The organism is Bacillus tequilensis (assembly GCF_012225885.1).
Classification (GTDB): Bacteria; Bacillota; Bacilli; order Bacillales; family Bacillaceae; genus Bacillus; species Bacillus tequilensis.
Genome location: NZ_CP048852.1, coordinates 3,101,793 through 3,121,629, shown reverse-complemented (window position 1 = coordinate 3,121,629; position 19,837 = coordinate 3,101,793). Strand labels below are relative to the sequence as shown.

The following is a 19,837-nucleotide window of genomic DNA, read 5'->3' as shown; positions in this document are numbered from 1 at the left end:
TGAATGATTGTGATTTATATCGGACTGACGGGATGGGGGGATCATGACAGCATCTATCCGCCGAAAACGGCCAGCCAGAAAAAATTGCAGGCCTATTCCTCCCATTTTCCGATCGTGGAGTTAGACGCGAGCTTTTACGCGATTCAGCCGGCGCGCAATAATGAAAAGTGGGTGAAGGAAACGCCGGAAACCTTCCAATTTATCGTGAAAGCGTATCAGGGCATGACGGGGCATCAGCGCGGCGAAATCCCCTTTGACTCAAAAGAGGAGATGTTTGACGCGTTTAAGGTGTCGTTAACGCCATATTTACATAGCAATAAGCTCGCCATGGTGCTGTTCCAATTTCCGCCGTGGTTTGACTGCAAGAAGGAGAATGTCGCTTATTTGAGATGGTGCAAACACCAAATGGGAGATATTCCATGTGCGCTTGAATTCAGAAATCGTTCCTGGTTTTCGCCGCCATTTTACGAGCAGACGCTTTCGTTTATGAAGGCGGAAGGCTGGATTCACAGTGTTTGTGATGAACCGCAAATCGGAGAAGGCAGCGTTCCGACTGTGCTGCGCGCCACCGATGAAAACAAAACGCTCGTCAGGTTTCACGGGCGCAACAAGCAGGGCTGGATGAAGCCTGATGGCGGGAAAAACTGGCGTGAGGTCAGGTACTTATACCGCTACAATCAGCAGGAGCTGACAGATTGGAAAAAGCACCTGAATGAGCTGCAGCAGCAATGTAAGGATGTTTTTGTCCTGTTCAACAACAATTCCGGCGGAGACGCCGCGGATAACGGCAAGCAGATGCTTGAACTGCTTGATATCGAGTACAGCGGACTTGGGCCGAGACAGCTCGATTTATTTTAGAAAAGAGGTTTTTACTAATGTCGTTTGTGATTTTGGCCGTACTGGGATTAATCGCAGGTACGGTAGGAAGTCTGATTGGGCTTGGCGGCGGAATTGTTATCGTGCCGTCTCTGATGTTTTTAAGCACAGTGACGCCGCTGTTTCAGGATGTGACGCCCCAGGTCGCGATTGGAACTTCGCTTTTGGTCATTATTTTTACGGGTCTTTCTTCAACTTTGGCCTATATTAAATATAAAACCGTTGATTATAAGAGCGGGCTCATTTTCTTTATCGGCTCAGGCCCCGGCAGCATGATCGGGGCTTACGTGTCAAAGCTGTTCAATTCAAGCTCGTTTTCCGTTTGGTTTGGCATTTTTATGATCCTGATTTCATTATCCTTAATGCTGAAAGCGAAAGCCCGGCCGATCAACAAAGCGCACAAAGGCATTATCCGGACATTTCAGGATGATGCCGGTGATCCTTATACGTATTCATATCAGGCTCCTGTCGGCATTGCGATCGCCTTTGTTGTCGGCTTTTTAGGCGGGCTTTTCGGAATAGGCGGCGGATCGCTGATGGTTCCTGCAATGATGCTGTTATTCCTGTTCCCTCCGAAGGTTGCAGTGGCAACGTCCATGTTTATTATTTTCCTGTCCTCTATGACAGGGTCTGTTTCACATATTATTTCCGGGCACGTCAATTGGCTGTACGCCCTCGCGCTTGTGCCCGGCGCTTGGTTCGGCGGAAAGCTTGGCGCCGCCATCAACAGAAAAATGCAGACGAAAACGATCGTCATGATCATGCGGATCGTATTGATTTTGATCGGCTGCCAGCTCATTTATGAAGGCATATTCAGCTGAACGATTAGGGAGAGATAATATGAAGGAGAAGCTCCGCTTATATCATACAAATGATTTGCACAGCCATTTTGAAAACTGGCCGAAAATTGTAGATTATATCGAGCAGAAACGAAAAGAGCATCAGTCAGACAGCGAAGAGACGCTCGTTTTTGATATTGGCGATCATCTTGATCGTTTTCAATTCGTGACAGAGGCGACTTTCGGAAAAGCGAATGTCGATCTCTTAAACCGTCTTCACATTGATGGAGCGGCAATCGGCAATAACGAAGGGATTACGCTTCCGCATGAAGAACTCGCAGCCTTATATGATCATGCTGAATTTCCCGTTATCGTCTCCAATCTGTATGACAAAAACGGAAACCGTCCGTCCTGGGCGGTTCCTTACCATATCAGAACATTGAAAAACGGCATGACCATTGCTTTCTTAGGCGTAACTGTGCCGTATTATCCCGTTTATGACAAGCTGGGATGGACAGTAACCGATGCTTTTGAGAGCGTAAAGGAAACCATTCAGGAAGTGAAAGGGCAGGCTGACATCATCGTTTTGCTGTCGCATTTAGGCATTCTTGATGATCAGGAAATGGCTGAAGCGGTGCCTGAGATTGATGTCATTCTTGAATCGCACACCCATCATTTGCTTGAAGACGGACAAGTGGTTAACGGTGTTTTACTTGCCAGCGCTGAAAAATACGGGCATTATGTCGGCTGTGTAGAAATCACGGTGGACAGCATTCAGCGAAGCATTATCAGCAAAACAGCATCTGTGCAGAACATGGCGGAATGGACAGGGGAATCCGCAGAAACAAAAGCATTTCTCAATGAAAAAGAACATGAAGCCGAGGAGAAGCTGTCCGATGCCGTTGCCGAGCTTGCTCAAGATGCTGAGGTAAAGTGGTTTGAAGAATCAGAGCTGCCTTTGCTGTTGGCGTACGCGTTAAAGGAATGGTGCGGGACGGATATCAGTATGGTCAATTCAGGTGTCATTCTCGGTCCGCTGAAAGCGGGTCCTGTGACGAAGCTGGATCTGCATCGCATCTGTCCTCATCCGATTAATCCGGTGGCGGTTTGCCTGACGGGAGAAGAACTGAAAGAGACCATTGTTCATGCCGCTTCCGAAAAAATCGAACAGCTCCGCATCAAAGGGCTCGGCTTCCGCGGAGAAGTAATGGGAAAAATGGTGTATGCGGGTGTAGATGTCGAAACGAAACGGCTGGATGACGGAATCACGCATGTCACACGGATTACGCTGAACGGGGAAGAGATTGAAAAACATAAGCAATACTCCGTTGCGGTGCTAGACATGTTTACACTCGGCAGGATGTTTCCGATCATCCGCGACGCCGCGGAAAAAGAATATTTCATGCCGGAGTTTTTGCGGGATCTGCTTGCTTGGAAGCTTGCGCAATAAAGAGGTCAGCCCACAACAACTGTGCCCTTCATCATAAAGTGATGAAGGAAGGGAGTGGTTGACGTGGTAAATCTGACACCAATCATGATAGAAGGACAGCCTTTTACAGCAGTGACAGTGAAGCTTCCGAAAACGAATTTTATGGCTGTCGCAAATGATCACGGATACATTATGTGCGGTGCGCTTGATGTGGCACTGCTGAATGAAAAATTAAAGGAACGGGGCATTGTGGCGGGGCGCGCAGTCGGTGTGCGCACTATTGACCAGCTGTTAGACGCACCTTTAGAATCCGTCACATACGCCGCGGAAGATCTCGGCATTCATGCCGGCATGAGCGGCAGAGACGCGCTTTTGAAAATGGTGAAATAAAATAATTTGGCCCGGCTATTACTATGTCCCCTCTTACAAGCATACATTGTGATATGTAAGGGGGGATTTTCTTGCCAAGATATCGCGGCCCTTTTCGCAAGAGAGGACCTTTGCCTTTCCGTTACGTGCTGCTCTTGTCAGCTGTCTTTTTTATCCTGTCAACTACAGTCAGCCTTTGGATGATCAATGGCTCGATTAAACCTGTTTTAATGAGCATCGGCGAGATGGAAACGAAGCGTGTGGCGACAGAGGTAATCCAGGATTCGATAGAGGATTATATGTCTGACAGTGAAAATATGAAAGATATGTTTCAAATGAATTCTGATGAAAACGGAAATTTAACGACAATCGATTTTAATACACAGGTTGTAAACAGCGTGAAAACAAAAGTGACAAAACAGCTTCAGGCTCATCTGAAAGAGATGGAAACCCATACCGGACACAGCGGCGCCAGTGAAAATATCATGATCAATATTCCGCTGGGACAGGTGACAGGGAACAGTCTTCTTGGAAACCTCGGGCCGAAAATCCCGGTTCGGTTCAATTTAATCGGAGACGCTTTTACAGATGTCAAAACAAAAATCAAGCCGTATGGCATAAATAATGCACTTATCGATATCAGCATCTTTGTTGAAATTAAAGTGAAGGTTATCATTCCGTTCGCAAGCAAAACCGCTGTCGTCACAAATAATGTTCCTGTATCAATTAAAGCCGTTCAGGGCGAAGTGCCGCAGTTTTATAACGGAAGCGGCGGTTCAGGTGTCACGCCTTCTGTCCAGCTTCCGAGCGGCAAAGAAGAGGACAGCGCCGATTCAAAAAATGAAAAAAGCAGCAAATAAGCCGCCTGTCGAAGAGGCGGCTTTTTCGTTATTTCTTTTTTTTATATTCATACCGCTCCCACGCCCTCAAATGCGGGTATGGATCAAACGACCATTCGGTTTTCCCGTTATCTTTGTACATCCCGTAGTGAAGATGCGGCGGGAACTTCCCAGCGGTTCCCGGGGGGCCGTATCCGGAGCTGCCGACGGAACCGAGCACTTGGCCGGGCTCAACGATTTGTCCTGCTTTAATCCCTTTGGCAAACCCATTGAGATGGGCAAAATAATGATACGTATTGTTGATGTCTCTAATGCCGATTCTCCATCCTCCGAAGCGGTTCCAGCCCTTCATTTCAACTACGCCGTAGCAGGTGGATCTGACAGGAAGGCCGTAACGGGCAAAGATATCCGTGCCTTCATGAATGCGCCTTCCCCCGAAGCCGCGTGCATCTCCCCATGTGCTGCGGTAGCTGTAATCGGTTCTGATCGGAAGCGGAAACGCATGCTCGCCTAAATCAATATGACCGTAGGCTTTAAACAGCTTCATAAATTCAGAAATGATCCCCACTGTCTGATCACGTCGGTAATATTTCCAAAGCCCGATGCGGATGTTGTTCTCATCTGTGCCATACGAAAGCAAGTATTGGCTGAACGTATACAAAATATCTTCATCATTGCTGACCTCGGCTTTCCCGTCTCCATCACCATCCATGCCGATACCGTCAAACACTTTAATGCTTAACGGCGCATCGTCCTTCGGATTCGGGTTTTCAGGCCCGCTCCAGACTTCATCCGGTATATAGATGCTGATGATTCCAGCCTTGTCAGGCAGATCTTTTCGGTTGCTCCGCACATTTTCCTCGTATTGATCTACTGCGGCGAGAGCGTACCAGGGAATCTGCGTCACAGCCTCGATTTTATGATATAATTCCATCCGTTTCGACAGCACTGGATCTGAAAGCTCTTTTCCAGACGCATAAGGCTCAAACGCAAACAAAAGGAGAAGAAGAGCGGATAACAAAACTTTCACAAAATAATCTCCTTTCATATTGAATACACATAGTTTGCGGCAAGCCGGCTTAAAAATGTCAGTAATGATCTTCCCTTGTCGAGAAATTTTTCCTATGTTAAAGTGTCTAAAGAAAAGACTTTCTTTAGTTAGAAAAACATTATTTTTATTGCAGAAATACCTTTCTCGTTTTCAGAATGTTTCGTGTCAGAAATTGAGTATATTGGATATTGGAGATGATGGGAATTGGCAAAGAAAGACGAACACCTCAGAAAGCCCGAATGGCTCAAAATCAAATTAAATACAAATGAAAACTATACAGGGCTCAAAAAACTCATGCGGGAAAATAACCTGCACACCGTATGCGAAGAAGCAAAATGTCCGAATATTCATGAATGCTGGGCTGTCAGACGTACAGCGACATTTATGATTTTAGGTTCTGTTTGTACAAGAGCATGCCGTTTCTGTGCTGTCAAAACAGGCCTTCCAACTGAGCTTGACCTGCAAGAGCCTGAACGCGTAGCGGATTCTGTCGCACTTATGAATCTAAAACACGCGGTCATCACGGCTGTTGCGCGTGACGACCAGAAAGACGGAGGGGCAGGCATTTTCGCGGAAACTGTCCGAGCGATCCGCAGAAAAAGCCCGTTCACAACAATTGAGGTGCTGCCGTCTGACATGGGCGGTAACTATGATAACCTGAAAACCTTAATGGATACACGCCCAGACATCCTGAATCACAATATCGAAACGGTTCGCCGCTTGACGCCAAGAGTCCGCGCGCGCGCGACGTACGACCGTTCGCTTGAATTTTTGCGCCGTGCGAAGGAAATGCAGCCTGACATCCCGACAAAATCAAGCATCATGATCGGACTCGGCGAAACGAAAGAAGAAATTATTGAAGTGATGGACGACCTCTTGGCAAACAACGTGGATATTATGGCGATCGGCCAATATCTGCAGCCGACGAAAAAACACTTGAAAGTCCAAAAATACTATCACCCTGATGAATTTGCAGAGTTAAAGGAAATCGCGATGCAAAAAGGCTTCAGCCACTGCGAAGCCGGCCCGCTTGTCCGTTCCTCTTACCATGCGGATGAACAGGTGAACGAAGCATCTAAAAAGCGCCAAGCACAAGCATAATGCCAAAACGCCAGATCATCTGGCGTTTTTGTCATTCCTATTGATGTCCTGACGGGTTTCCCCATTGGCATTTTCGTTCTCTGAGACAGGGCTTCCTTGCGGGGAGGTTTTCATTTCTTGAATCGTCCCCGACATCATTTCTCTGATATCCCTTGAACCGGTGCCGAGATTGCTGTAATTTTCGATCGACTGCATATGGTTTGGGTTATCCGAAATATACACATGATAGTATCGCGGGATCACAGAAGCCGCTGTTTTCTTCACCTGATCGGCGGTCAGGCTGCGGTTGCTGGAATCGGTTTTGTATACGACAAGCGCTTCCCGGTCGGTCACCAATGTTGCAGCATCTTGAATATGGGGGAGCTGAACCGTTACACTTGATATCATGTGAGCGGTTTCTTCCCGGTTCATCACCGGTGTTTTTTGCTGTTCGCCGTCAAATTGTTCTTTTTGATAGCGGACATAGCCAAATTGTCCGTTCTCATCATGCCTGTTAAAAGCCTCGTTGCGGTCAGAAACATGAATGGGCTTGGTTTGATTCTGCGTCTGATTCCGGACATTTTGGGCATCATCAAATCCAGCGCTTCCGCACCCGGATAAAAGCCCGGCCAGCAGGCAGAGGCTGACAGCAGTTCGTTTCATTTATCAATCCCTCCTCATGTGTAGGGTAGCCAAATCGCATGATTTATTCTTTAGCAATTGATGGGGACGGGGCAATGAATTATGATAGGAATGAGTGAAAAAGAGGTGAGATCATGATTCTTATTCAAAATGCCGAATTTGAATTGGTGCACAATTTTAAAGACGGCTTCAACGAAGAGGCTTTTAAAGCCCGCTATTCCGATATTTTAAATAAATACGATTATATTGTGGGGGACTGGGGATACAGTCAGCTCAGGCTCAAGGGCTTCTTTGACGACCAGAATCAAAAGGCAACCTTCGAAACGAAAATCAGTACATTAGATGAATACATTTACGAATACTGCAATTTCGGCTGTGCGTATTTTGTCTTGAAACGGATCAGAAAATAAACATACACAAAGGGGATGCTGTCATGTATTTTGTTGACAGAAACAAGATCGAGCAAACACTCGGGTTCTTTGAGCACCAGCTGGCGCTATTTAACTCACAAACAGACTGGCAGTCTGAAATCGGGGGACTGGCGCTTCAGCGTATAGGCCATTTGCTAATCGAATGCATTCTGGATACAGGAAATGACATGATTGACGGTTTTATTATGCGGGACCCGGGCAGCTATGATGACATTATGGACATACTAGTTGATGAAAAAGTTGTCACGGAACAAGAGGGGACAGAGCTCAAGAAGTTGATTGCCTACCGCAAAACATTGGTTCAGCAGTACCTTCTCGCTGACAGCGCAGAGCTTTACAGGCTGATCAAAGCGCATCAGACAGCTCTTCAGGACTTCCCGCAACGGATCAAAAGCTACTTAGAAACAGAGCTTGGCCCTGTTTCCGCGTTTAAATAAAAACTGGAAACCCACAGGAGTGTTGGAATTGAAAACATATAAAGGGTACTTAATTGATTTAGACGGAACGATGTACAATGGCACGGAAAAAATCGAGGAAGCTTGTGAATTTGTCAGGACGCTGAAAGATCGCGGCGTTCCTTATCTTTTCGTGACAAACAATTCTTCGCGCACACCGAAGCAGGTGGCGGACAAGCTCATGTCTTTTGATATTCCGGCAACAGAAGAGCAGGTCTTCACGACCAGCATGGCGACTGCCCAGCATATCGCCCAGCAGAAAAAAGACGCGTCTGTATATGTGATCGGGGAAGAAGGCATCCGCCAGGCAATTGAAGAAAACGGCCTGGCGTTTGGCGGCGAAAACGCGGATTTTGTCGTAGTTGGGATTGACCGTTCCATTACATACGAAAAATTTGCTGTCGGCTGCCTGGCAATCAGAAATGGCGCCCGTTTTATTTCCACTAACGGAGATATTGCGATACCGACTGAAAGAGGCCTTCTGCCTGGAAACGGTTCACTGACATCTGTTTTAACCGTATCGACAGGCGTACAGCCGGTATTTATCGGCAAGCCGGAATCGATTATCATGGAGCAGGCGATGCGCGTTCTCGGCACGGATGTGTCGGAAACACTCATGGTCGGCGACAACTACGCGACGGACATTATGGCCGGCATTAACGCCGGTATGGATACGCTGCTCGTTCACACAGGCGTAACGAAAAGAGAGCATATGACAGACGACATGGAAAAACCGACTCATGCGATTGACTCGCTGACTGAATGGATTCCATACATATAAAATAAGGGCGCCCCAAAAGGGTGCCCTTATTCTGTATGCCGTGCGCGGTGTGCGAGCCTGCTTGAGGCCGCGGCGGAAATCGCTCCGACAATATCATCTAAAAAGGTGTGGCATTCGCCTGTTGATTTATCATTCAAATGGTTAAGGATTCCGGGTTTTTCTTTGTCGATGTAACCGTAGTTCGTAAACCCGATCGATCCGTAAATGTTCACGATGGAAAATGCCAGAATCTCATCTACTCCATATAGGCTTTCATCTGTTTCCAGTATCGTTTGCAGCGGTTCAGACAGTTTTTTCTGCTCGGCGAGGACATCCAACTCAATGCCTGTTAAAATCGCGTTTTGCACCTCACGTTTTGCGAGAACACGATTGACGTTCAGCGTGCATTCATCAATGGTTAAATCCGGATGATATTTTTTCTGTAGAAAAAAGACAAGCTCGGCAATGTCTGATACCTCAACGCCGCGCTCCTTCATCCGTGCTCTTGCTTTTGCTTCCATCTGACTGATTTGTTCGTTTTCTGACATCAGCTTCACCCAATCTTTTTTACTAGTTTATACAAAATGTTTGAGATGTTTACGACTTTTTCTTGCGCTTCGTCGGATGAAATATGTATTCATAATTCCGGCTGTGTATGACTACGATGTGATGAGCCCTAATTCTACAGGCAGGTGATCTATGTGAAAGGTACAATAAAAGAAAAATACGGTATTCACATCAGGCAGCTTTCCATGTACCAGCACACATATCAATGCTTTCAGACGCCAAATTCATTCTTTCTGATTGTCCCCGTTTCCCAATTCTCTGATACCGAACTGTCGGAGCTTTATTACATGAGTCAGTATTTACAAGAACAAAGTGACCCATACGTTTCTGTTTTTATCTTTACAAAAGAAGGTGAGCTTACATTTGAACATGAAGAAAAAACATATGCTCTGCTGAAGGCGGCACCTCCGTATTCAAGCCGGGCGTTTTCCATTGGGCAGGAGCTTGCGGAATTTCACCGAAAAGGCCGCGGATATCCGTATGAAGTGAAGGCAGCCGGAAGAATCGGCCAGTGGAAGGACCTGTGGGGGAAACGTATTGATCAGCTGGAGGTGTTTTTGCAGCGAAAGGTTCATACGCCTCCGCACGAGCCATTCGATAAAAAAATGATTGAGTCCTTTCCATATTATGTGGGGCTGTCAGAAAACGCGATACAATATTTAGTGGACACTGAGCTGGATGACAAGCCTCAAGCCGTTGATTCAGGAACGATATGCCATCAGCGGATGGAAAGACATACATGGTCACCCGAATCTTTGATCAGGATTCCGGCTGATTGGGTATTTGACCATGCCTCACGCGATCTGGCTGAATATATGAGGCATACGTTTTTGCATCACAGACAAGATTTTCATCAGCAGGGCTTTCACTTTTTACAGGAATACGAGCAAATCACGCCGCTGTCTTCGTTTTCAAAACGTCTTCTGTACAGCCGTCTGCTCTTTCCGCTTCATTATTTTGAAATCGTGGAAAGCTACTACATGTCACCAGAATCAGAAAAGCATTATTGTGAAGAGCAGCTTGACTTCATTCTTGACGACTGCGGCCGCTATGAGCAATTTCTCAATACAGCGCAGGAATTCATGAATATGCGTGCACAGAAGCTGTTTGTTCCACGCGTGAACTGGCTCGGCAAAGGAAGTCCAGGGTGAGGAGAAAATCTGACAAAAATAATTAGAAAATAATGAATCTTGTCATATCAATGTGTTAAGCGTTTACATTCATAAAATTCAGCCGATTGCTGTCTTGTCAAAACAGGAGCGGGCTTATATAATGTTTGTAACTTATATGTCTGTGTTGAGTTAACAATTGTCCTTTTGAAGAGGACAATTAAAAGAAAGGTGGAGTTTTTTTGAAAGCGATTCGTGTAGGGCTTTTAGGTTTAGGTACCGTCGGAAGCGGTGTCGTTAAAATTATTCAAGACCATCAGGATAAGCTGATGCATCAGGTCGGCTGTCCCATTACGATAAAAAAAGTGCTTGTGAAAGATGTAGAGAAAAAGAGAGAAGTAGATTTGCCGAAGGAAGTGCTTACGACAGAAGTATATGATGTCATCGATGATCCGGATGTTGATGTCGTCATCGAGGTAATCGGCGGAGTTGAGCAGACAAAACAATATTTGGTCGACGCGCTCAGATCGAAAAAGCATGTAGTCACAGCAAACAAGGATTTAATGGCTGTGTACGGCTCCGAGCTGCTTGCGGAAGCGAAGGAAAATGGCTGCGATATCTTCTTTGAAGCCAGTGTTGCCGGCGGGATTCCGATTCTGCGCACGTTAGAAGAAGGCCTCTCCTCAGACCGGATTACAAAGATGATGGGAATTGTGAACGGCACAACGAACTTCATCTTAACAAAAATGATTAAAGAAAAAAGCCCTTACGAGGAAGTGCTCAAGGAAGCGCAGGATCTCGGCTTTGCCGAAGCAGATCCGACTTCGGACGTGGAAGGGCTTGACGCCGCACGGAAAATGGCGATATTGGCGCGTCTCGGCTTCTCGATGAACGTGGATCTGGAAGACGTCAAAGTAAAAGGAATCTCCCAAATTACAGACGAAGACATCAGCTTCAGCAAACGCCTCGGCTATACGATGAAGCTGATCGGGATCGCGCAGCGTGACGGCGGCAAAATTGAAGTCAGTGTACAGCCGACACTGCTTCCTGACCATCATCCGCTTTCTGCCGTGCATAATGAATTTAACGCCGTTTATGTATACGGCGAGGCTGTTGGCGAGACGATGTTCTACGGGCCGGGAGCCGGAAGCATGCCGACTGCGACTTCCGTTGTTTCTGACCTTGTCGCTGTCATGAAAAATATGCGCCTCGGCGTAACCGGAAACAGCTTTGTTGCGCCGCAGTATGAGAAAAACATGAAGTCGCCGTCTGACATTTACGCACAGCAATTTTTAAGAATTCACGTCAAAGACCAGGTCGGTTCATTCTCGAAAATTACGTCTGTGTTCTCGGAACGGGGCGTAAGCTTTGAAAAGATCCTTCAGCTTCCAATTAAAGGACACGATGAGCTGGCAGAAATCGTGATTGTCACACACCATACATCAGAAGCTGATTTCAGTGATATCCTGCAAAACTTAAATGATTTGGAAGTCGTTCAAGAAGTGAAAAGCACATATCGAGTAGAAGGGAACGGTTGGAGCTAATGTGGAAAGGACTCATCCATCAATATAAAGAATTTTTACCTGTAACAGATCAAACACCTGCGCTTACGTTACATGAAGGAAACACACCGCTTATTCATCTGCCGAAGCTGTCTGAACAGCTCGGAATTGAACTTCATGTTAAGACGGAAGGCGTCAATCCTACGGGATCGTTTAAAGACCGCGGCATGGTCATGGCTGTGGCGAAGGCAAAAGAAGAAGGAAATGACACGATTATGTGTGCGTCAACAGGAAACACTTCCGCTGCCGCGGCTGCATACGCAGCCCGCGCCAACATGAAATGCATCGTCATCATCCCGAACGGCAAAATCGCGTTCGGAAAACTTGCTCAGGCTGTCATGTACGGAGCCGAGATTATCGCAATCGACGGAAACTTTGACGATGCGCTTAAAATTGTCCGTTCCATCTGTGAGAAATCACCGATTGCCCTTGTCAACTCAGTCAACCCTTACCGCATCGAAGGCCAAAAAACAGCAGCCTTCGAAGTGTGCGAACAGCTGGGAGGAGCGCCGGATGTATTGGCAATCCCGGTCGGAAACGCGGGAAACATCACTGCGTACTGGAAGGGCTTCAAGGAATATCATGAGAAAAACGGCACAGGCCTGCCGAAAATGCGCGGCTTTGAAGCGGAAGGCGCGGCGGCAATCGTTCGCAATAAAGTGATTGAAAATCCGGAAACAATAGCGACGGCGATTCGTATCGGAAACCCTGCGAGCTGGGACAAAGCTGTAAAAGCAGCTGAGGAATCCAACGGGAAAATTGACGAAGTCACAGATGAAGAAATCCTTCACGCCTATCAGCTGATCGCCCGTGAAGAAGGCGTGTTTGCAGAACCTGGTTCTTGCGCGTCCATCGCCGGCGTTTTGAAACAAGTAAAATCCGGAGAAATTCCAAAAGGCAGCAAGGTTGTGGCTGTATTAACTGGAAACGGACTGAAAGATCCGAACACAGCTGTCGATATTTCCGAAATCAAGCCGGTCACATTGCCGACTGATGAAGACAGCATTCTTGAATATATAAAAGGAGCGGCCCATGTATGAACGAAGCCGACATGCTGTTCACTGTCACTGTTCCCGGAAGCACGGCTAACTTAGGCCCCGGCTTTGATTCAGTCGGGATGGCGCTTAGCCGCTACTTAAAGCTGACCGTCTTTGAAAGCGACAAATGGTCTTTTGAACCTGAAACAGAAACAGTCGCCGGAATCCCGGCGGGCACAGATAATCTGATCTATCAAGTGGCGAAACGGACAGCAGATTTGTACGGTAAAGAAATGCCGCCTGTCCATGTGAAGGTGTGGAGCGACATCCCGCTCGCCCGCGGCCTTGGAAGCAGCGCCGCGGCGATTGTGGCGGCGATTGAACTGGCTGATGAATTATGCGGCTTACAGCTCTCAGAGGCGGACAAGCTGCATTTAGCCAGCCTTGAAGAAGGACACCCGGATAATGCTGGTGCTTCCCTCGTTGGCGGACTTGTCATCGGCTTGCATGAGGATGACGAGACACAATTGATCCGCGTCCCTGATGCTGACATTGATGTTGTCGTAGTCATTCCTTTTTACGAGGTGCTGACAAGAGACGCAAGAGATGTGCTGCCGAAAGAGTTTCCGTATGCGGACGCAGTAAAAGCAAGCGCCGTCAGCAATATCCTCATTGCTGCGATCATGTCAAAGGATTGGCCGCTCGTCGGGAAAATCATGAAGAAGGATATGTTCCATCAGCCGTATCGTGCGATGCTTGTCTCTGAATTGTCCAAGGTAGAGCACGTCGCCGAGATGAAGGGCGCATATGGAACGGCTCTCAGCGGGGCAGGCCCGACGATTCTCGTTATGACTGAAAAAGGAAAGGGAGAAGAGCTGAAAGAACAGCTCGCGCTTCATTTTCCTCATTGTGAAGTCGACGCTTTGACCGTTCCGAAAGAGGGAAGTATAATAGAGCGAAATCCTTTGTATCAAGTCAAAAGTGTATAGATATCATGCCAAGCGTTCCTCAGCGTCAGCAGAGGGCGCTTTTTTTCTGCCCGAGATAAAGGAGTTTTTATTTAGAAAACGAAATACATGTAAAAAGGAGGAGATGAATATGAAAAAGCTGATGACCGCAGAAGACATCACAGCGATTGTCTCTGTGACCGATCCCCAGTACGCCCCGGACGGCAGCCGCGCCGCATATGTGCAGTCGCAAGTGAATCGAGAGCAAGACTCGTATACATCAAATATATGGGTCTATGAAACGAAAAGCGGCGATTCTGTTCCTTGGACACACGGAGAAAAGCAAAGCACAGATCCAAGATGGTCTCCGGACGGGCGTACGCTTGCCTTTATTTCTGATCGTGAAGGCGATGCAGCGCAGCTGTATATCATGGGCGCTGAAGGCGGAGAAGCGAGAAAACTGACTGATATCCCGTATGGCGTCTCAAAGCCAATATGGTCCCCTGATGGCGAATCGGTGCTTGTCACTGTCAGTTTGGGAGAGGGAGAAAGGATTGATGACCGAGAGAAAAAGGAGACGGACAGCTTTGAACCTATTGAAGTGCAAGGTCTAGCCTATAAACGGGACGGAAAAGGGCTGACGAGAGGCGCTTATGCTCAGCTTGTGCTTGTCAGCGTGAAGTCTGGCGAGGTGAAGCAGCTGACAAATCACAAGGCTGATCATGACGACCCTGCTTTTTCTTCTGATGGAAAATGGCTTGTTTTCTCAGCGGATTTGACTGAAACAGATGATGCCAGCAAGCCGCATGATGTCTGTATGATGTCGCTGGAGACTGGAGATATCAAGCAAATTACGTCCCATCGCGGCTCATTTGGACCAAGCTCATTTTCACCGGATGGAAGGTATCTTGCTTTGCTTGGGCACGAACAGGAATATCAAAATGCAACACTCGAAAAGGCGTGGCTTTATGATATCGAACAAGACCGTCTCACATGTCTGACTGAAACGCTTGATGTTCATTTAGCGGATGCGATGATTGGAGATTCATTGATCGGAGGGGGCGAGCAGCGGCCGGTTTGGACGAAGGACAGCCAAGGGTTCTATGTGATCGGCACAGATCAAGGCAGCACGGGAATCTATTATATTTCGATTGAAGGTCTTGTGTATCCGATTCGTCTCGAAAAAGAGTATATCAATAGTTTTTCCATTTCACCTGACGAACAGCACTTTATTGCCAGTGTGGCAAAACCGGATAGACCGAGCGAGCTTTACAGCATCCCGCTTGGACAGGAGGGGAAGCGGATGACTGGCGCGAATGACAAGTTTGTAGGCGAGCATACCATTTCAATACCTGAAGATATTCAATTTGTCACAGAAGACGGCGTGACGGTGAACGGCTGGCTGATGAAGCCTGCACAGGCGGGAGACTCGTCATATCCTCTGATTCTTAACATACACGGCGGACCGCACATGATGTATGGGCATACATATTTTCATGAACTTCAAGTGCTGGCGGCGAAAGGATACGCGGTTGTTTATATCAATCCGAGAGGAAGCCATGGCTACGGGCAGGAATTTGTAAATGCCGTCAGAGGAGATTATGGAGGAAAGGATTATGGGGATGTGATGCAGGCTGTGGATGAGGCGATCAAACGAGATCCGCAGATTGATCCAAAACGGCTCGGTGTCACAGGCGGAAGCTACGGAGGCTTTATGACCAATTGGATCGTCGGACAGACAAACCGCTTTAGAGCCGCCGTCACCCAGCGCTCGATTTCAAACTGGATCAGCTTTCACGGCGTCAGTGATATCGGCTATTTCTTCACAGACTGGCAGCTTGAGCATGACATGTTTGCAGACACAGAAAAGCTCTGGGACCGTTCCCCTTTAAAATACGCGGCAAACGTAGAGACGCCGCTTTTGATTTTGCATGGCGAGCGAGATGACCGGTGTCCGATTGAGCAGGCGGAGCAGCTATTTATTGCTTTGAAAAAAATGGGCAAGGAAACCAAGCTCGTCCGTTTTCCGAAAGCGTCGCATAATTTGTCACGCAGCGGACACCCGGGACAGCGGATCAAGCGTCTGAATTACATCAGTTCATGGTTTGACCAATATCTTTAATAAAAAAGCCGGGCTGATCAAATATCAGCCCGGCTGCTTTATTAAAAGACTTGTTCTACTTCAACGACACCCGGCACTTCTTCAAGAAGAGCGCGTTCAATTCCGGCTTTCAGCGTAATTGTTGAACTTGGGCAGCTGCCGCATGCGCCGAGAAGACGAAGCTTAACAATACCTTCATCTACGTCTACAAGCTCACAGTCACCGCCGTCACGAAGTAAAAACGGACGAAGTTTGTCCAGTACTTCCTGCACCTGTTCTTTCATTTCAACTTCAGTCATGACATTCGCTCCTTTCGTCGTCATAAAACCATTATATTCAGTGCAACAATAAAAATCTATTGTTTGGTTTGCAAAGTTGCTTTCCCTATTATAGCACATTGGAACTTGAACACAAAAACGGTTTTTTTCTATAAAAACGTCTTTTGGCTCTGTATACTGTAAGAAAGGACTTACATAGGGAGAAGGAGGCGTTTATCAGTGACAAAACCTGTCAAGCTCAGTGTGTATGGGGCGGAAACCGTTTGTGCGAGCTGTGTCAATATGCCGACGGCCAAGGATACATACGAGTGGCTTGAGGCTGCGCTGAAAAGAAAATATCCAAATCAGCCTTTTGCGATGCAATATATCGATATTTATGAGCCGCCAGACAATGAACATGCGAAAGAGCTTGCGGAAAAAATCAGAAATGACGAGTATTTTTATCCGCTTGTGCTCGTAGAAAACAAAATTGTCGGTGAAGGCAATCCAAAATTAAAAGACGTGTATGAGGAAATGGAGAAGCATGGGTATACAGAAAACCGCTGATAAAATCAGCGGTTCATTTCTATCATTAACCGTTATGATGTTTGTACATCCACAGCAAGCCTGATTTCAGCAAACGCGGAACTCGGCCGATCAGCGGGCGGTCAGCAACTAAGCCAAAGCCTGCTTTTTTCCCGAGTGAACCGAGAACACCTTTCAGCTTAAACTGCGGCATTGATTCTGGAAGGGCTTCTCCGTTCCAGCGTTTTTGCAAGATTTGGACAATCTGCTCTGCCTGAGCCTCTGCCAGCTGGGCGCTCGGTGCATGAGGAAGGCTGGCACAATCGCCGACAACATACAGATGTTCATCACCAGGAAGATTGTGATGAGGCGTTAATACGACACGCCCTTGTGCGTCTTTTTCCACATCTAAGTCTCTGACGACTTTGTTCGGCTGTATGCCGGCTGTCCACACGATGACGTCTGCAGAAACCGGATCATCGTGGTTATACACAACGCCTTCTTCTACTTTTGTGATATTTGCCCTGTTAATAATGCGGACACCGTGCTCTTCGAACCAATTTTGCACATATTTGCTCAAACGCTCTGGAAAGCTTGATAAAATAAGATCGCCCCGGTCGAATAAAATAATGTTCAGGTCGTCACGGCTTTCTCTCAATTCACTTGCAAGCTCAACGCCGCTTAAGCCCGCTCCGACAATGGCAACAGTGGCATTAGCGCTAAGGTTATTCAGCTTTTGATAGGTTTCGCGGGACTGATCGATGGTTTGAATGCTGTAGGTGAATTCAGGCGCTCCCGGCACGTTGTGATACTTATCCTCACAGCCGAGCCCGATCACGGCGTCATCATAAGAAATCGGTTCACGATCTTGGAACAGCACTTGTTTTTGGGCAATATCAATTGATGAGATATCACCGTATTGGACATCTAAGCGAGGGTGCTCTGGAAATGTCACTCTGATATGATGGTCAGAAATTGTCCCTGCGGCAAGGGCATAATATTCTGTTTTCAAGCAGTGATAAGGATTTCTGTCAATTAACGTGATTGAAACATCATCTGGCAGCTGGTTTGGCAATAAGCGATGAAGAACACGCACGTTCCCGTAACCTCCGCCGATCAAGACCAATTTTTTCATTTGAATTCCCCTTTAATCCGAAGAGTATGATAGACACATTGAAGAAAAAAACTACGAACTATGTAAAATAACATCTAGAATTATATCGAATTTGATCTAAAATCACAATAATAGTTTCAAAATAACCTACAAATTAGCCTAAAAACACAAATTAGTAAAACGTTATTCAAGTAATGATATGTTACGATAATAAATTTTGTATCGTCCGTTGTTTTTGACGAATGATGAAAAATTGGCGATAATGGACATATGTGAGGTGAAACCGCATGAATCCAATGATTGAATTTTGTGTCAGCAATTTGGCTCACGGCTCTCAGGAAGCCCGGGCGATTTTAGAGAAGGATCCTAATTTGGATGTCCTTGAATATGGCTGTTTAAGCTACTGCGGGATATGTATGGAATCGCTTTTCGCTCTGGTCAACGGAGAAGTCGTCAAGGGTGAAACGCCTGCTGAGCTTGTTGAGAATATATACACCTTTATTGAAGAAAATCCAATGTTTTGAAGAAAAGGGCCTAGACAGGCCCTTTTTTATTTTGTCGTCCAAAAGAACTAAAAAATGTGTAGACATCAAAAAATATTATTGTTATCGTATAAAAGATATTTTTCAAAATAAAATGTAAGAGGTGTACGAGTATTCATGAGTGTTCTGTGGGGACTGCTGGGCGCAGTTGCGATCGTTGCTATCGCGTTTTTATTTTCAGAAAAGAAAAGCCATATTAAGATAAGAACCGTCATTGTTGGTTTATGTACACAGGTGGCGTTTGGATACATCGTGTTGAAATGGGAAGCGGGACGCGCTGTTTTTTTATGGTTTTCAAGCCGTGTACAGCTTCTGATTGATTATGCAAATGAAGGCATCAGTTTTATTTTTGGGCCGCTTCTAAAAGTCGGTGACAGTCCGGCTTTTGCATTAAGTGTACTGCCCGTTATCATTTTCTTCTCTGCACTGATCGCAGTTTTATATCATTTAAAAATCATGCAGCTTATTTTCCGTGTTATTGGCGGCGGATTGTCGAAGCTTCTTGGGACAAGCAAAACGGAATCTCTAGCAGCTGCTGCTAATATTTTTGTAGGACAATCTGAATCTCCATTAGTAATCAGACCTCTTATTGCAGGGCTGACGCGCTCTGAGTTGTTCACGATTATGACGAGCGGTCTATCGGCTGTTGCGGGTTCAACCTTGTTTGGATACGCGCTTCTCGGTATTCCGATTGAATATTTGCTTGCGGCCAGCTTTATGGCAGCTCCCGCGGGACTTGTCTTTGGTAAATTGATTATTCCCGAAACGGAAAAGCCGCAAACCGTAAAAAGCGATTTTAAAATGGATGAAGGCGAAGGCGCAGCCAATGTGATTGACGCAGCCGCAAAGGGAGCGTCAACAGGCCTGCAAATTGCCTTAAATGTTGGTGCGATGCTGCTCGCGTTCGTTGCGTTAATCGCTGTAGTAAACGGAGTTCTCGGCGGAGTTTTCGGCTTATTCGGCTTAAAAGGCGTCACATTAGAATCCATTCTCGGCTATGTGTTTTCTCCAATCGCCTTTTTGATTGGTGTGCCTTGGCATGAAGCGTTGCAGGCGGGAAGTTATATCGGCCAAAAATTAGTGCTGAATGAGTTTGTCGCTTATTCTAACTTCGGTCCGCACATCGGCGAGTTTTCTAAGAAAACCGCTACGATTATCAGTTTCGCGTTATGCGGTTTCGCCAATTTTTCATCAATTGCGATTATGCTCGGTACGCTAGGGGGATTAGCGCCCAGCCGCCGTTCGGATATCGCGCGCCTCGGCCTGAAGGCTGTTCTTGCGGGAACATTAGCCAATCTGCTCAGCGCAGCCATTGCCGGCATGTTTCTATAAACAATAAAAGCTCCTTGCGTCAGCGCAAGGAGCTTTTATGTATGAAAAACGGGGGATAATGGTATTGTGTCCGTTTATAATAGCTTTTATACT

The 19,837-nt window shown here is 46.6% G+C and carries 22 protein-coding genes; 17 read left to right on the top strand and 5 right to left on the bottom strand.

Annotated elements, in window-relative coordinates:
• Window positions 1–9 precede the first annotated feature (9 nt).
• From G4P54_RS16550 to yunB, 5 genes are all read left to right on the top strand, one after another.
• On the top strand, window positions 10–858 hold the full coding sequence (locus G4P54_RS16550) for a DUF72 domain-containing protein (protein ID WP_167873899.1): 849 nt from the start codon (window positions 10–12) through the stop codon (window positions 856–858).
• Between the two features lie 17 nt (window positions 859–875).
• Window positions 876–1,697 (top strand): sulfite exporter TauE/SafE family protein, encoded by an 822-nt coding sequence (locus G4P54_RS16545; protein ID WP_167873257.1) that lies wholly within the window; start codon window positions 876–878, stop codon window positions 1,695–1,697.
• Between the two features lie 19 nt (window positions 1,698–1,716).
• Window positions 1,717–3,105 (top strand): bifunctional metallophosphatase/5'-nucleotidase, encoded by a 1,389-nt coding sequence (locus G4P54_RS16540; RefSeq protein ID WP_024713651.1) that lies wholly within the window; start codon window positions 1,717–1,719, stop codon window positions 3,103–3,105.
• 63 nt (window positions 3,106–3,168) lie between these two features.
• On the top strand, window positions 3,169–3,474 hold the full coding sequence (locus G4P54_RS16535; RefSeq protein WP_024713652.1) for a YunC family protein: 306 nt from the start codon (window positions 3,169–3,171) through the stop codon (window positions 3,472–3,474).
• 71 nt (window positions 3,475–3,545) lie between these two features.
• Window positions 3,546–4,313: a sporulation protein YunB gene (gene yunB, locus G4P54_RS16530; RefSeq protein WP_167873256.1), complete on the top strand. Its 768-nt coding sequence runs from the start codon at window positions 3,546–3,548 to the stop codon at window positions 4,311–4,313.
• Between the two features lie 28 nt (window positions 4,314–4,341).
• Here the strand turns inward: yunB and lytH are convergent, their stop codons facing one another.
• Window positions 4,342–5,322, bottom strand: a complete 981-nt coding sequence (gene lytH, locus G4P54_RS16525; RefSeq protein WP_167873255.1) for an L-Ala--D-Glu endopeptidase — start codon at window positions 5,320–5,322, stop codon at window positions 4,342–4,344.
• 225 nt (window positions 5,323–5,547) lie between these two features.
• Between lytH and lipA the strand changes: the two genes are divergently transcribed.
• Window positions 5,548–6,444 (top strand): lipoyl synthase, encoded by an 897-nt coding sequence (lipA, locus tag G4P54_RS16520; protein ID WP_003222888.1) that lies wholly within the window; start codon window positions 5,548–5,550, stop codon window positions 6,442–6,444.
• Between the two features lie 15 nt (window positions 6,445–6,459).
• Here the strand turns inward: lipA and G4P54_RS16515 are convergent, their stop codons facing one another.
• Window positions 6,460–7,086: a YhcN/YlaJ family sporulation lipoprotein gene (locus G4P54_RS16515; protein ID WP_167873254.1), complete on the bottom strand. Its 627-nt coding sequence runs from the start codon at window positions 7,084–7,086 to the stop codon at window positions 6,460–6,462.
• A gap of 113 nt (window positions 7,087–7,199) precedes the next feature.
• On the opposite strand from G4P54_RS16515, the gene G4P54_RS16510 reads away from it, so the two are divergent.
• The 3 genes from G4P54_RS16510 to nucF are packed head-to-tail and all read left to right on the top strand — an operon-like array spanning window position 7,200 to window position 8,732.
• Window positions 7,200–7,475, top strand: a complete 276-nt coding sequence (locus G4P54_RS16510; protein WP_024713656.1) for a YutD family protein — start codon at window positions 7,200–7,202, stop codon at window positions 7,473–7,475.
• Between the two features lie 23 nt (window positions 7,476–7,498).
• On the top strand, window positions 7,499–7,933 hold the full coding sequence (locus tag G4P54_RS16505) for a DUF86 domain-containing protein (protein WP_167873253.1): 435 nt from the start codon (window positions 7,499–7,501) through the stop codon (window positions 7,931–7,933).
• Between the two features lie 28 nt (window positions 7,934–7,961).
• Window positions 7,962–8,732 carry a 5' nucleotidase NucF gene (nucF, locus tag G4P54_RS16500; RefSeq protein WP_167873252.1) on the top strand — a complete coding sequence of 257 codons (771 nt, stop codon included), beginning with the start codon at window positions 7,962–7,964 and terminating at the stop codon, window positions 8,730–8,732.
• A gap of 26 nt (window positions 8,733–8,758) precedes the next feature.
• Here the strand turns inward: nucF and G4P54_RS16495 are convergent, their stop codons facing one another.
• Window positions 8,759–9,259 (bottom strand): phosphatidylglycerophosphatase A family protein, encoded by a 501-nt coding sequence (locus G4P54_RS16495; RefSeq protein WP_024713659.1) that lies wholly within the window; start codon window positions 9,257–9,259, stop codon window positions 8,759–8,761.
• A 153-nt stretch (window positions 9,260–9,412) separates the two neighbouring features.
• On the opposite strand from G4P54_RS16495, the gene cotNH reads away from it, so the two are divergent.
• From cotNH to G4P54_RS16470, 5 genes are all read left to right on the top strand, one after another.
• Window positions 9,413–10,429 carry a spore coat-associated protein CotNH gene (gene cotNH, locus G4P54_RS16490; RefSeq protein WP_167873251.1) on the top strand — a complete coding sequence of 339 codons (1,017 nt, stop codon included), beginning with the start codon at window positions 9,413–9,415 and terminating at the stop codon, window positions 10,427–10,429.
• A 200-nt stretch (window positions 10,430–10,629) separates the two neighbouring features.
• Window positions 10,630–11,931: a homoserine dehydrogenase gene (locus G4P54_RS16485; RefSeq protein WP_024713661.1), complete on the top strand. Its 1,302-nt coding sequence runs from the start codon at window positions 10,630–10,632 to the stop codon at window positions 11,929–11,931.
• Complete coding sequence (gene thrC / locus G4P54_RS16480) at window positions 11,931–12,989, top strand: threonine synthase (RefSeq protein ID WP_167873898.1); 1,059 nt, start codon at window positions 11,931–11,933, stop codon at window positions 12,987–12,989. Before G4P54_RS16485 ends, thrC begins: the two co-directional genes overlap by 1 nt.
• A complete protein-coding gene (gene thrB, locus G4P54_RS16475) occupies window positions 12,986–13,915 on the top strand; it encodes a homoserine kinase (RefSeq protein WP_024713663.1) in 930 nt (309 codons plus the stop codon). Before thrC ends, thrB begins: the two co-directional genes overlap by 4 nt.
• 109 nt (window positions 13,916–14,024) lie before the next feature.
• Entirely contained in the window at window positions 14,025–15,995 is a 1,971-nt protein-coding gene (locus G4P54_RS16470; RefSeq protein ID WP_167873250.1) for a S9 family peptidase, read from the top strand.
• A gap of 41 nt (window positions 15,996–16,036) precedes the next feature.
• On the opposite strand, the gene G4P54_RS16465 is transcribed toward G4P54_RS16470, so the two are convergent.
• Window positions 16,037–16,372 carry a NifU family protein gene (locus tag G4P54_RS16465; protein WP_172458986.1) on the bottom strand — a complete coding sequence of 112 codons (336 nt, stop codon included), beginning with the start codon at window positions 16,370–16,372 and terminating at the stop codon, window positions 16,037–16,039.
• Window positions 16,373–16,471: 99 nt separating this feature from the next.
• On the opposite strand from G4P54_RS16465, the gene G4P54_RS16460 reads away from it, so the two are divergent.
• A complete protein-coding gene (locus tag G4P54_RS16460; protein WP_167873249.1) occupies window positions 16,472–16,798 on the top strand; it encodes a YuzD family protein in 327 nt (108 codons plus the stop codon).
• A 25-nt stretch (window positions 16,799–16,823) separates the two neighbouring features.
• Here G4P54_RS16460 and G4P54_RS16455 read toward each other — a convergent pair whose 3' ends face one another.
• Entirely contained in the window at window positions 16,824–17,891 is a 1,068-nt protein-coding gene (locus G4P54_RS16455; RefSeq protein ID WP_167873248.1) for an NAD(P)/FAD-dependent oxidoreductase, read from the bottom strand.
• A 266-nt stretch (window positions 17,892–18,157) separates the two neighbouring features.
• On the opposite strand from G4P54_RS16455, the gene G4P54_RS16450 reads away from it, so the two are divergent.
• Together G4P54_RS16450 and G4P54_RS16445 are read left to right on the top strand one after the other, a co-directional pair.
• Window positions 18,158–18,394 (top strand): YuzB family protein, encoded by a 237-nt coding sequence (locus tag G4P54_RS16450; RefSeq protein ID WP_024713667.1) that lies wholly within the window; start codon window positions 18,158–18,160, stop codon window positions 18,392–18,394.
• A gap of 135 nt (window positions 18,395–18,529) precedes the next feature.
• Window positions 18,530–19,744, top strand: coding sequence for a NupC/NupG family nucleoside CNT transporter (locus G4P54_RS16445; RefSeq protein ID WP_024713668.1), 1,215 nt, complete (start codon window positions 18,530–18,532; stop codon window positions 19,742–19,744).
• Window positions 19,745–19,837 lie beyond the last annotated feature (93 nt).